The organism is Clostridioides sp. ES-S-0190-01 (genome assembly GCF_020658275.1).
In the GTDB taxonomy this organism is placed as follows: Bacteria; Bacillota; Clostridia; order Peptostreptococcales; family Peptostreptococcaceae; genus Clostridioides.
Genome location: NZ_JACVWA010000012.1, coordinates 274,315 through 288,220 on the forward strand (window position 1 = coordinate 274,315; position 13,906 = coordinate 288,220).

The 13,906-nt window shown below is 27.1% G+C and carries 13 protein-coding genes; 6 read left to right on the forward strand and 7 right to left on the reverse strand.

From position 1 onward, the window contains the following. Nucleotides 1-338 precede the first annotated feature (338 nt). Together IC214_RS02875 and IC214_RS02880 are read right to left on the reverse strand one after the other, a co-directional pair. Nucleotides 339-1,658 carry an ATP-binding protein gene (locus IC214_RS02875; protein WP_227433560.1) on the reverse strand — a complete coding sequence of 440 codons (1,320 nt, stop codon included), beginning with the start codon at nt 1,656-1,658 and terminating at the stop codon, nt 339-341. Then, entirely contained in the window at nt 1,652-2,362 is a 711-nt protein-coding gene (locus tag IC214_RS02880) for a LytR/AlgR family response regulator transcription factor (RefSeq protein WP_227433561.1), read from the reverse strand. The genes IC214_RS02875 and IC214_RS02880 overlap by 7 nt, the downstream gene beginning before the upstream one ends. A 904-nt stretch (nt 2,363-3,266) precedes the next feature. Between IC214_RS02880 and IC214_RS02885 the strand changes: the two genes are divergently transcribed. The 6 genes from IC214_RS02885 (at nt 3,267) to IC214_RS21050 (ending at nt 9,580) form a co-directional block, all read left to right on the forward strand. Further along, nucleotides 3,267-3,848 carry a TetR/AcrR family transcriptional regulator gene (locus tag IC214_RS02885; RefSeq protein ID WP_227433562.1) on the forward strand — a complete coding sequence of 194 codons (582 nt, stop codon included), beginning with the start codon at nt 3,267-3,269 and terminating at the stop codon, nt 3,846-3,848. Nucleotides 3,849-4,049: 201 nt separating this feature from the next. Continuing rightward, nucleotides 4,050-4,226 (forward strand): hypothetical protein, encoded by a 177-nt coding sequence (locus IC214_RS02890; protein ID WP_227433563.1) that lies wholly within the window; start codon nt 4,050-4,052, stop codon nt 4,224-4,226. 228 nt (nt 4,227-4,454) lie between these two features. After that, entirely contained in the window at nt 4,455-5,207 is a 753-nt protein-coding gene (locus IC214_RS02895) for an ABC transporter ATP-binding protein (protein ID WP_227433564.1), read from the forward strand. Further along, nucleotides 5,197-7,317: an FtsX-like permease family protein gene (locus IC214_RS02900; protein ID WP_227866204.1), complete on the forward strand. Its 2,121-nt coding sequence runs from the start codon at nt 5,197-5,199 to the stop codon at nt 7,315-7,317. The genes IC214_RS02895 and IC214_RS02900 overlap by 11 nt, the downstream gene beginning before the upstream one ends. A gap of 195 nt (nt 7,318-7,512) precedes the next feature. Beyond that, a complete protein-coding gene (locus IC214_RS02905; RefSeq protein ID WP_227866205.1) occupies nt 7,513-8,223 on the forward strand; it encodes a LytR/AlgR family response regulator transcription factor in 711 nt (236 codons plus the stop codon). A gap of 19 nt (nt 8,224-8,242) precedes the next feature. Continuing rightward, the gene (locus IC214_RS21050) at nt 8,243-9,580 is read left to right on the forward strand and encodes a sensor histidine kinase (protein WP_227433567.1); all 1,338 of its coding nucleotides are present in this window, start codon (nt 8,243-8,245) and stop codon (nt 9,578-9,580) included. Nucleotides 9,581-9,794: 214 nt separating this feature from the next. On the opposite strand, the gene IC214_RS02920 is transcribed toward IC214_RS21050, so the two are convergent. The 5 genes from IC214_RS02920 to IC214_RS02940 form a co-directional block, all read right to left on the reverse strand. Continuing rightward, nucleotides 9,795-10,364 (reverse strand): GrpB family protein, encoded by a 570-nt coding sequence (locus IC214_RS02920; RefSeq protein ID WP_227866208.1) that lies wholly within the window; start codon nt 10,362-10,364, stop codon nt 9,795-9,797. 110 nt (nt 10,365-10,474) lie between these two features. Continuing rightward, complete coding sequence (locus IC214_RS02925; RefSeq protein ID WP_227866209.1) at nt 10,475-11,203, reverse strand: HEAT repeat domain-containing protein; 729 nt, start codon at nt 11,201-11,203, stop codon at nt 10,475-10,477. Nucleotides 11,204-11,245: 42 nt separating this feature from the next. Further along, nucleotides 11,246-11,338 (reverse strand): aminoglycoside 6-adenylyltransferase, encoded by a 93-nt coding sequence (locus IC214_RS02930; RefSeq protein WP_227866210.1) that lies wholly within the window; start codon nt 11,336-11,338, stop codon nt 11,246-11,248. A gap of 381 nt (nt 11,339-11,719) precedes the next feature. Beyond that, nucleotides 11,720-13,063 (reverse strand): sensor histidine kinase, encoded by a 1,344-nt coding sequence (locus IC214_RS02935; RefSeq protein WP_413926629.1) that lies wholly within the window; start codon nt 13,061-13,063, stop codon nt 11,720-11,722. A gap of 127 nt (nt 13,064-13,190) precedes the next feature. Continuing rightward, nucleotides 13,191-13,883, reverse strand: coding sequence for a response regulator transcription factor (locus IC214_RS02940; RefSeq protein ID WP_227831356.1), 693 nt, complete (start codon nt 13,881-13,883; stop codon nt 13,191-13,193). Nucleotides 13,884-13,906: the final 23 nt, after the last annotated feature.

Sequence of the window (13,906 nt, forward strand, 5' to 3'; positions counted from 1 at the left end):
TGCTAATATCAAGCCACTATCTATCAATTACTCCTTTACTATTTTTATGTTACTCAATATAAGTTTTATTAATCTTATATTTTGAATTTTTTTCATTTCTTACTCCCTCTTTGTTGCTGAATCATTCCAAATATTAATATTGTAATAATATATATAAATATAAATCATATTATTTTTGTTATATTATTTTATTTAAAATTAAAAAGGATGTTATCTTATTAACGCAAGATTCGATTATTTTTATTAACTCCAAATTTTCTATGCTTAGCAGATAACATCCTCTATATTATTTTTCAATACTATTACTCCAACTAGGCACTTTAAATTTCCAACTGGAATTATTTTCTAGATAATGGTATATAAATAGTAGTTGTAAACTTATTTTTATCTGAATATATTTCTACATTTCCATTATATTTTTCTACTGAACTTTTTATACTACTTATTCCTATTCCATGTAAAAATGAGTCTTTTTTATCTGTAATAATTTTATTATTCTTTAATATAATCTCATTTATTTTTGTATTTTCACATTTAATTACAAATAATCTATTTATAATAGTTCCTCTTAATTTAATCTTTTTTTGTATATTTGTATCGTAAATCTTATTACAAGCTTCTATTGCATTATCTATCATATTTGAAAATATGCTACACACATCCGCCATTTCTATAAAATTGCATTCTAAAAAATTAATATCTACTAAAAAATCTATGCCATTTATATCACAAATAGATTTTTTCTCACTTAAAATAACATCTAAAATCATACTTTGTGTATTAAATATAGTATTACATTCATTTATTTGCTTATTTATATCTTTAATATACTTCTCTGCAATCTCATTTTTACCATAAATATTCTTAATACAAATAATATGATTGTTCATGTCATGGTATAGTTTTCTTATTTTCGACTGATATTCCTGTAAATTTAAATAGTATTTATATTGCATATTTATCTTTTCTTTTGTAATTTCATGTTCCATCTTTAGGTTATTGTCTTTTATTATTCTACCTATAATACTTACTAACGAAATATTTGAAAGTAAAAATACAATTGATATAACAAGTATTGTCAAACTTTCGGTAGGATTAATACTCTTATCTTTAAAAATAAATCCAAATACAACTATTATGCTAACAATATTTGCTATTAAGGGGAAAAATAAATAGATACAATCCTTCTTGTTTATTTTTATTTTTAATCTAATAGCTTTAAGTAATGGTATTAATCCTATTAGTAGTGATTTAGATATAATTATTAATTCTAGTTTTAATAAATTATTATTTAATAAATCACTCATCTCTTGTATAGAGTTAAGTGTGCCTACTATACTTAATCCAGTACTATCAAATCCGATTAATAACATCCAATATAATAAACTTATAAACACACTTTTCCATTGGTCCACCACATAATTACTTCTATACAATAGATATGTAATAAATATACATATAAATAACTTAACCTTTATATCAAATTCAATTATAGTCAAGGTAGTAATTATTATAATTGCAATTAGTAGACTACTATTTAAAACTGACTTGCTCTTTCTTAGCTCACTAAGTTCATCTAATATAAATTTTAATACAATCCATTCTATCATTGTAGAAAATAAAGTTAGAATAATCCCCCATACATCTATCCCTAACATAATACATCTCCCAATACATGTGTTAATTTTGTCTTTAAATCAGATATTCTATATTTACTGACTGGAATATTTTCATTATTAATAACTACAGTATTTTTACATATAAGTTGAATATATTCCATGTTTATTAAATAGCTTTTATGACATCTAAAAAAATTATATTTTTCTAATTCTAACTCTATTTTATCCATACTATTATTAGTATTATAAATACCATCTGTAGTATGTATAGTCAAAACCTTTTTCCTGACCTCTATATACATAATACTATTAATTAAAATTTTGTTGATTATACCTTTATTTTCTATCAGCATAAAGTTTTCTCTTTTTTTAATAATATCTGATATACAATTTAAAATATTTTCATTTAAATCCTCAAAATCTATAGGCTTTAATAAATATCTATAAGCCCTTACCTTATAACCTTCTTGTATATAGTCGACTATTGAAGTTATAAATATTATTTCAGAAGTATCATTTGTTTCTCTAATTATTTTAGCTACATCCATCCCTGTTAGTTGAAGCATTTGAATATCTAAAAAATATATATCAACTCCTTCTAAAGCAGACTCCAATAACTCTTCTCCTGAATTAAACTCTAATAGTTCAATTTGACTAGAAACTCCCTCTAAGGATTTTAGTATACACTCTCTTAAGAAAACCATTTGTGTAATATCATCCTCACAAATAACTATTCTATACATAAAAATCCCCCCTTATCCCTTAGATAGAAAAACAGTTAAGGCTACACATTTATAAACTACAGTACCTCCTTACTATTCCTAAACTTAAAGAGTTGGCTATCCTATTTTTGCTTAATCCTTATTCCTTTAACTTTTTATATTCTCTATCTCCTTTTTTATTCTATTACCCTCTTCATTAATCCATTTTCATTTTTTCTTTTCACGCTTCTTTTTTCATTACTTATAGAATGTTTTTAATCAGTATCTATGATAGTTTTCATACATTTTTATTTTCTTGATATTATACTGAGTCTAACATCATATAAATGGTAACAAAACTTTGTCATTTACAACAAAAAATTCTCCTCTATTTTTAGCATGTTTGCACTAAAGATAAGGAGATTTTACAGATTTATTAATAACAATCAATACTTAATATGGTTTAAGCTTATTGCCTCATTAATAATTTTGTATACTTTTTAAATATCGAAATTATTAATGTTTTATGATTGTTATGATAATATTAAAAGATGATAACAATATAAAAAGCTCCCTAACTAGAGTACTCTCTTACCAAGAATGACTGTATAAAAAGCTAAGAGTAAGTCGCCAAACTTAAGAACTCATGACTTTTTTTATTTATTTTTTATTTCATTATAATATAAATTTTAACATAATTCTATTTATTAGTATACAATCTTTAATAATTATATATATTAATACATGATTGATAGAACACCTCTTAAACTTAGTATCATATAACCTTATTTATCATGTATTTAACAAGACAATTATAAAAAAACTTCCCCCTACTATCCTCCTTAAAAACTATCCCTCCATTGACATATAAAAGCTTTCGTGATAGTATCTAAACGTGTATTAAACACGTTTAATTTTTTTATGAGGAATTCTTAAGGGGAAAAATATGAAAATAGATTCAAAAAAAGAGCAACTAATTAACACAACAGTTCAGCTATTAACTTCAAACAGAGATATTTCAAGTATCACAGCTAGAGAAATCATAGCTAAAGCAAATGTCAATTTGGCTATGATTAATTATTATTTTAAATCTAAAGAAGCACTAATTAATACTGCTATTAAGAGAATTTTAAAATGCCATATGGATGAATATAAAACTACACATGATAAGCAAAATCTAACACCTAAGCAAGAGTTAAAAGAAATGTTAATGACATTTTGTGATGTTATAATTTTATATAGTCAATTTATAGAGATTTCTGTACCTTACATATTAGTTCAAGAAGACATTATTTATCCATTTGAAATATTGCCTTTGATTAGAGCTCATTATAAAAATCACGACAACAATAAAACTGAAGAAGATTACAAGGTTATTGCATATCAAATAACTTCATTTATACAGTTAGTTCTTCTTCGTTCTAATGCCTTTTTAAGATACAGTGGTATTGATATTATGGATGCAGAGAAAAGAAGTGCTTTAATTGACTCTCAATTAGAGTTATTTTTAATAGACACCATAAAGTAGTACTATTTCGGTTTAGTATTTATATCTATTTAGTATTATGTCTATTTAATACTATTTCAGTTTAACTATATATCTATTTAGTACTATTTCAGTTTAATTATATGTCTTTTAGTTTTGATACATAACTCAGCCATACTCTGACAGAACTTAAAGATATTCTCATGGACTCAAATACTTACATTAAATAAAGGGGGAATTTTAATGTTTTTTACATTTATAGGGATAATATCAGCAGTTTTATTGATATGTACAATTATATGTGGACTTTGGATAAAACTTAATAATCGCAATAATGACTCAAATTCTCACTTTACTTTTTCAATACTTTCAATTGTATTTTCGTTATTGATTGTGGTAGCTTTTTTAGTAAAAAAATAGTGTTTTTATATTATAAAATAAAAATATATAATTATTTTACAAAAAAGACTACCATTTATACATCAACATATCTTTTATCTAAATAATCGTAACAATACCTTTTCAAAAATTTTTCTAACTCAAACATTACAAAAAAACACCCAATTCTTACAACGAGACTTATATTCCCATACCCCTTTCAAATGCTATCATTAACTTACAAGATAAATGAAAGCGAGGATGATATATATGCTTAAAGTAAACAATTTATGTAAATCATACAAGGCAGGTAATAAAACGTACCCTGTATTAAAAAATATTTCTTTTGAAATCAATAAAGGAGAATTCGTTGCAATCATGGGTGCATCTGGAAGTGGAAAGACAACTCTCTTAAACTGCATTTCATGCTTTATACCAATTGATGAAGGTGAAATAACTCTTGGAAACAATAATATAAGAAACCTACAAGAAAAAGAACTTTCCGAAGTTAGAAATCAGCAGTTGGGATTTGTATTCCAAGATTTTATGCTGTTTGATGGTCTTAGTGTCTTTGAAAATATCTGTGTTCCACAAATTATCAAAGGTAGTAAAGTTATACAAATGGAAAACCGTGCTACTAGCCTATGCAAATTATTTGGTATTGAGCATATACGCAAAAAATACCCTGCTGAAATATCTGGTGGTGAAAAACAGCGTACAGCAGTAGCAAGAGCTCTTATGAATAATCCAGATTTGATATTAGCAGATGAGCCAACTGGTAATCTTGATAGCAAATCTTGTCGTACAGTAATTGACTCATTCCTAAAAGCCAAACAAGAGCTAGATGCCACTATATTCATGGTTACACATGATAGCTTTGCTGCAAGTTTTTGTGACCGTGTCATTGTCCTTAAAGATGGAATGGTCTACAAAGAAGTCGTAAAATCAAATTCAAGACGTGAATTCCTAGATGAATTATTGGAACTTTTAAAAGAAATGGGAGGCGGTCAAGATGACAATTAATAAATTATATGGAAAACTTCGAGCCTACAATTGGAAAAACTATACAACATTATTCTTTTGTATAATACTTTCTGTAGTCTTAGTAACTTCATATGCTTTAATTTATTTTAGTCCTACAGTGCAAACAATCCTTCCAACTGGAGGAGATAGTAGAAAACAAGCCATAATGATATTTGCAGTTGCTATATTAGGATGTGCTGTTTTTACTACTTATGCCTCTTCCCTATTTTTAAAATTTAAAAGTAGAGAAATTGGTATTTTTATGGCTCTAGGGACAGATAAGAAAAAATTGAAAAAAATTCTATTTTCAGAAATACTCCTTATTTCAATAGTCTGTTGTCTTTTAGGTCTTCTATTGAGTATGCCTGTATCTTTTGGTATATGGAAGATATTCCAATTGGTAATTATTGATACAAGAGAAATGACATACCACTTTGGAACTCAAGGATTTATATATGGTTTCATATTTTGTATATTTGTAACTCTATGTATTTTCTTACTTTCAGTAAAATTCATCAATCGTACAAATATAATTGATATACTAAATGACCAAAGAATCTCTGAACCAGTGCATGAGGTAAAAAGTTGGTATGGTATATTGGGAACATTTTTTATGGTATTAGGACTTCTTCTAGGTTATGTAGTACCTTCAATAGTCATAAGTGAACTTAATTACATGATGCCATCTATATGGAACATTACGTATGTATTCTCTGCTATTGGAATTTACATGATTATGACATATGTAGTAGTACATGCAAAAAGAGGAAAACATCCAGAAAAATACTACAAAAATATTATATCTACTAGTATGATGAGATTTATGGGCAAGCAAACTGTAAAAAATATGTGTGTTATTGCATTTTTAATTGCAGGAGCCTTATTTGCTGTATTCTATATACCTAATGTGATTGCAGGAATTAATGAAAATACTAAAAAGAATCCTATAGATTACACATTCACTTATAACCAAAGAGTGAATCAAATATCTAAAAAAGAAATTGGACAGTTGGCAGATAAGCATAAAGTAAAAATCCAAAACTATATGGAACTTCCTTCTATTGAATTAATTGTAGATGGTACAGAATCAATATTTAATAAAGATAGAACTATTGATGATGTATATATGAAAAAACATTCTTTAGCCATGTTCTTTAATTCTAAGGATTTCTCTAAATTAATTGATAAACCTATCACTATAAAAAATGGTGAATATCTTGCTGTTGTAAGTAAAGAAAATGATAATAGAGATTATGATTTTCCAAAATTTATATCAAGCCAAGCCACAGAAAAAGAAACTCCTTTTAAATATTCTGGAAACCTAATATTTAATGGTTCTTTCTTTCAAAATGCTCGTATGACTGCTTATGTCCTTAGTGAAGACGATTATAATGCATTTACTAAAGGTTTATCTATAAATAACTACAATAATTCTGTCCTATTTAATGTAGATAAAGCTACAGATACCTATGCTTTTGCTAATGATTTAAAGTCAGAGATTATAAAAAGAACACCTAAGGAAATGGGAACATACACTATGTATGATGAATATGTGAAAAAACGCAATGAATCAACTGGTCAAAAGTATTTTTTGGATGAAGAATATCCAAGTGGAGAAGGTTCTTTAAAATTAACTCCAGATAATAATCAATTATATCTCCAATGGAAGTACTATCCTAATTTTAAAACTTTGCAGAGTCAAGATATGATAAAAAATACAGCAGTATTCTTGATGTTATTTATCTATGTAGGTATAATCTGCTTTACGGCTGTGGGAATCATTGCATATACAAGAGGTGTTACAATAGCAGTAAATCACAAACAGATTTTTATAGATTTGAGTCGATTAGGTGCTAACAACGACTATATAAAATTCTGTATTCGCAACCAATTAAAGAAAATCTTTTCATACCCTCTTATTACTGGAAGTTTTGTAATATATCTTTTTAACTTTATGATTATGGTAAACAATGATGGTAGAATTGTTCATAGTGAGGTCAATGCTCTTTTGATAAATCTAGGTTTACTAGTGGTTTGTGGGGTTTATATGTACCTTATATATCTGTTGACTTACAAAAAATTTAAAGAAATTGTTGGAATTTCAAAATAAGTTTGCTTAAATTATTTTAGATAAAACTTCTCTGAGTAAGTCTATATAATTCTTATCTGTACGATTTTAGTCAAAACTTATTTAAGTAAGACTCTACTTTGCTACCGAGACATATTTTCTCTTTTATGTATCTAGGTAGCTCAATTTATTATATACTTAATTATATAAATATAAAACTTGAAAGGAGAATAATCATTGATTTCAATTTGTATTTGTGATGACGAAAAACAACAAAGAAGTATGCTAAATAAAATCATCACAAGAGAAATGGATTTATGGGGCTATCCCTGCCAGATAAAAGAATACTCAAATGGAGAAAGTCTAATATATAATCTAGAACATGAAAATTATTATATGGACATCATTTTTTTAGATATTGAACTTGGAGAAATTAATGGAGTTGATATAGCAAAAGTCATTCGAAAATACTCAAAAGATACTATAATTATCTTTGTCACAGGTTTTTCTGACTATGTATTTCATGGATATGATGTAGGAGCTTTAAACTATATCTTAAAACCTTATAAAAATGAAAAAATATGTGAAGTCTTAAAAGAAGCACTAAAAAAATTAGAACAATGGAAAGAACACTTTATTACGATTCAGATTGGAACTAACCTTTGTAAAATCAATACAAAAGACATTTTCTACTTTAAAAGTGAATTAAGAAAGCTGACTGTAGTAACCCCTGACAAATCTTTAGAGTATTATGGAAAACTAAATGATATGGAAGATATTCTTCCATCTAATTTTATACGTACACATCAAAGATATATTGTCAATCTAAACTATGTAGACAGTATAAATCAAACATATGCTAAAGTACAAAATGAAAAAATTCCTATAAGTCGTCAAAAACATCAAGAAGTTGTAGGAAAATTTACAAGACATATGCTAGAATCTTAATTTTTAGAAAGGTTTTCAAATGGATACTTATTCAATAATATCAAAAGCTACAATTTATATTACAGTTTTACTTAGCATTTTTATGGCTTTTTTTCTTTATAAGCTAACATCTTATTTTATAGATTTTAGGAAACATTGGATTTTTAAAATAATATTGATTTTGGGTTATTCTATTATTGGTCAAATGATAATATGGCTTTCTGACCCTGTAAATATACTTTTTACACTACTTGGATATTTTATACTCCTTATAGTCTGTAGTAAAAGTAGGTTGATTCCTATAATATCAGTTATAATGATACTATATCCTATTATAGTTGGTGTTAATTTTCTTTTTATAAACAATCCTCTATATAGAGAACTTGTAAGCTCAAGTGAGTATACTGTAGTACTTTCAATCTTTAAGATAGTTTCTGCCATAATTAAAGTATTTTTATGGTTTTTGATACATTTTTTCTTAAAAAATAGATTAGTTAATATAAAACAGTACCTTACAAATCGCATATGGATTTTTATTGATATAGTATGTATATCCTCATTTTTATCAATATTAATTGCCATTATTTTGCCACCCACTAATTTAATTCCTATGGGTAGCGATTATAATATTATTTTAGGTAACTTACCTTATGGTACTTATCTAATTATTTTATCTGCAATCATAGCTAATATTGGTGTGATACTTCTTTTAAATCCATTAATTGAAAATGTAAAGATGAAGTTAGAAAATCAATCGAATCATATAAAAGAAGAATATTACGACTTACTAGAGAATCAACAGGTTCAGATACGCAAAATACGACATGATATAAATAACCACTTCCAAATGATTGAGTCTTATTTAGAAGTTGAAGATATTGATGGAGCTAAAGATTATTTTACACAATTAAAACTTAGTTTTGGGACTTTAAGTGGTAAGCAATTTTGTAAAAACCCTGCCCTTAATTCAATTTTAAATCTTCGTCATACAGAATTGGAAGAAAATAGTGTTGATGTTCATTTTAATATAGATATAGACAATCACTTTGGTATAGAGCCAATGGATTTATGTACTATTTTTTCAAACTCTTTGGATAATGCTATAGAAGCATCCTTAAAGATTTCCGACTTATCAAATAGAAAAGTGGTGCTAAAAGCACGTTGTGAAAATGAGTATTTTAGCTATTTATTAACAAATAACAAGGTAAATCCTATCATTAAAAAACATGGTTTATTTATTTCAGATAAAGATAATAGTAAATCTCATGGATATGGTGTTGAAAATATCAAGGAAATTGTTGATAAGTATAGTGGAGAGTTGAATATTTCTTATACTGATACAGATTTTTCTTTATTTCTTTATATTAGGTTGTGTTAGTATTAAGCTGAGAATCTTAATATATTTAAAAAACTCCAAAAAGGAAAGCCAGAAATGACTTTCCTTAATTTATATTTTAATAATAATATAAACACATATAAATTGTGAGCTTTTTCAACTGTCTCAAAGTGATTTTAATATTTCATTTTTAGTAAGCATTGATATATTAAACTTAAATTTAAATATATTAAACTTAAATATAGTAAATAACATCCTAACTGTATCTATTAGAATACAATTTCCTAGATTTTTCAGTTACCTTTTTAATAAAATCTGATTTATTATCTGTATAAGCATCACGATTATGCTCATATTCCTTCCATAATTTCAACTTAAGATTCTCATATTCCTTCGCAACGCTTAGATTATCAATCAAATAATCTCTAAAAAATAATTCATCATTGTCTCCTGCATATCTTATATGTAAATGAAAAACTCGTTCTGCAAACCCATCTACTGTATATCCTTTATTAAATGAAATCCTATCACCACTTTCAGACATGCAAATATAGTCATCTGACTCAATTATCTCTTTAATCTCTTGCATATTACACTCAGGCTTTATCTCCATCAGTATATCAACAATCGGTTTTGCATAAATTGTATTCACAGCAGTACTTCCAATATGACTTATTCTCACAATTTTTCGCATAGGAAGTAGTTCAGTTAGTCTAGATTCTTCTTCTTTAAACCAATCTTTCCAACATTCCCTATGATTAGTTAAAAATATAGGAAATAGCTTCCATAACTCTTCTAATGTCATATCCGACAGCTGTTTTCTCATAAACCAGTTTCCCCCTTTTAGATTAGCAAATTTGATTGTTCTTTATACAATTTTATTGCTTTTGATTTTATTTCCTTCTACAACTTTATTAATTTTGATTTTATTTCTTTCTACAACTTTATCTCTTTTTTAATCTTACTTAGAGAACACTCCGCTTCATTTTTTATTAAATCATTTTTATCACTATATAAAACTTGCTCAAGAATATCTATACTTTCTTGAGTCTTAAAAGAAGAAAGGCACATTACGCATTTCCAAATAATTAAATCATCTTCCGAATACTTTTCCATTACACTTACAATCTTTTTAAAGTAATATTCACTAGCTACACCTTGATTATAAAATATCATAAATCCTATAGCATCAATTACCTCAGAAATCTTAATCCTATCATCACTCTCTAAAACGTCAAACAATACAGGTAAAATCTCTACATTCATCCTTGCTAAACTTCTTGCAATTATATCCCTTGCTAATGGATAACTCTTCTTTTTAGAAACCCTGTCTGGCAAATATTTATGTTGATTATTTCCTATTGTTCCAAGATATTTAATCATCTGTTTTGCAGTACAAGTATTCCCATTTTCAAGGGCATTACAAAGCTCAATCTTCGTATATAGAGATTTTTCAACGCAAAGCTTTCCTAACAAAAACTCTACAAATTCTTTATTTTCGACTCCATATCTTTTTGACATCAAATTTATATAAACTGACCTTTCAACTGCTTTTGATGAACTTGCTAGTTCCAATAACTCTTCATCTGAATAAGATTGAAATTTATTGATATATTCTTCTGTAATAAAACCTCGCTTTATCAACTCTTCATTAGTACTTTTCATAAATTAACCTCATACTATTATTTTTTATCAGACATAAAATAGTTAAACAAGATTAGTGATATAATAATTTATCATATCCATAGCATAAGGAACTTCTTCTCTCCAAATCCCTTTTGCCACATTATTAAGACCCATCAAAAATTATTACAATCGCATATAAACTCATTTACAATGTGATTTCTACTGGACAAACAGGTAAATATTTTTTCATATTATTCTCCTTAACTAACTTAAAGTTATATATTTACTTTTAAAAAGTTATATATTTACTTTTAATTGGTACAGTTATATAATACTATATTTATTACATCAAGGTAACAGATTTTATTTGTAGAAAGTTTCTTTATTTATTGTAGAAACTTTCTATATTCATTTAAGAACTTATAAGATATTTTTTCAATACTCAAATACAATAAGAGGTATCAACATATTGCTGATACCTCTTTTATATACTTAACATAATCACTTATTAATATATTTACAATATCTACACAATAAAAAATTAAATATGAATGATTAGAGATTAAATATTTTATGCTGAAATATAACACATGCACCACCACATTCCGCATTTTTTATTCTGATTGAACCACCAAGCATCTCAACTAATTGCTTGACAATGTACAACCCCAAACCAGAATGCCCATCCTTAGTTTGTCTAGCCTCATCACCTCTATAAAATTTTTCAAAAACTTTATGTATATCTTTAGCACTGAATCCAGTACCAGAATCACAAATCTCATATGAGATATATTCTTTTTTTGCCTTTGCTGATATTTTGATTTTTCCGCCTTCTGGAGTATATTGAAGACTATTGGATACGATATTATCAAAGATTCTTTCCAATTTCTCTATATCAATCAAAATAGATTCTTCTATATCACTTTGAATGTTTAAAATGATAGATATTTCTTTTTTCCTAGCCTCTAATTCATAGTAGTATACTTTTTGCTCCAAAAACTCAGTCAGATTTATAGGAACTAACTGTAACTGAATACAAGATTTTTCAAGTTCAGAAGTATATTGCATTTGCTGAACTAGTGAGACACTTTTATCTACATTTGCTTCTATAACTGCAAGATATTGACGTTGTTCTTCACTAATCTCAGTATCATCAATCAGAGCTTCTGAATATACCTTTACAATAGATAATGGTGATTTCAGGTCATGTGCCAATGCCTCTACCATTTCTACTCGTTCCTGTTCTATTTTCCACTGTGCAGATAAGGATTTTTTTAATTCTTCTTTCATTTCTGAAAAAGCACTACATAGATTTCCTAGTTCATTATCCGCGTAATAATCTATTTCAAAATCAAGGTTCTTTTCTTTAATCTTCTGTGAACTATCCATCAAGAGTTTTAGTGGTCGATTGATATTTTTAGCAAGAATTCGAGAAAATAGTATTGTAAATCCTATAATATATATAAAAGGAGATAACAAAACAAGAATAATAACCCTATCGTCTCTCCACAGCTCATTTTCATTTCCATTTGCATAAGTAAGTTTCAACTGATAAGCAAGAAGGACAGCCCCTTTGATTTTTCCACTATCATCAATAACAGGAACAATCTTGACAAAATTTCCCGAATCTATAATTTTAGTATTTAGTTTATTAAATAATTGTTCCTTTGTTTCAAAAATTTGTTTCTTATATGTACCATATAAAAAGTTACTGTCATTATCTACAACCTGATAGAGTAATCCGTCACCATGAATCATATTGTTCAAATCTTCTACATTTGAAGGAGATAGAATAGTTGTATTTTTTTTATGAATGTATTTTTCTATTTCTGGTATCTGCTGTTCATAATAATTTTCGCCATATATGTCATTATTATTTAAAGCTCGAATAAACAACATAATTACTCCAGCATAAGTAATCAGTGACGCCAATATGCTGGTGATTATAATTAAAAAAAGTGTTCTGCGAAACTGTGCTGAAAGTGACCGATTCTTTATGCTTTTCATTATATGAAAATCTCCTTCTCTAAAATTTGTTCCATTTATACCCAATCCCCCAAACAGTAGAAATATATTCAATTTTAGGTGTTACCACAGAAAATTTAGCACGAATCTTCTTAACACGCTCAACAACTGTTGAATCTTCACCTTCTGAATCATATCCCCAGACTTTTTCATAGATTTGTTCTCTAGAAAAAACCTGTCCTGCATGCAATGCAAGTAATTCTACAATATCATATTCTCTCTTTGTCAAGTGAACATCCTTGCCATCAATTTTGACTGCACGCTCTTGTATATCTAAACATAGTTTTCCAAAATACATTTTTGGACGTTTATTTTCCATATTGATATATTGTGACCTCTTTTCACGGCGTAGATTAGCTTCAATACGTGCCATCAATTCTCGTAACCCAAAAGGCTTCACTATATAGTCATCTCCACCAAGAGTTAATCCCTTTATTTTATCTGTTTCTGATTGCTTTGCACTTAGAAAAATGATAGGGCACACTACATCATCTCGTATGGTACTACAAACTTCAAAGCCATCAGCCCCAGGCATCATAATATCAAGTATAATAAGGTCTGGCTGTTTCTTTGCTAATTCAATTCCATCATTTCCATTATATGCGATAAGTACTTCATGCCCTTTTGACTTCAGTTTTTTTTCTAATAATGTCACCAATTCTCTTTCATCATCAACAATCAATATTTTGCTCAATTTTAATTATCCTCCAATACTTA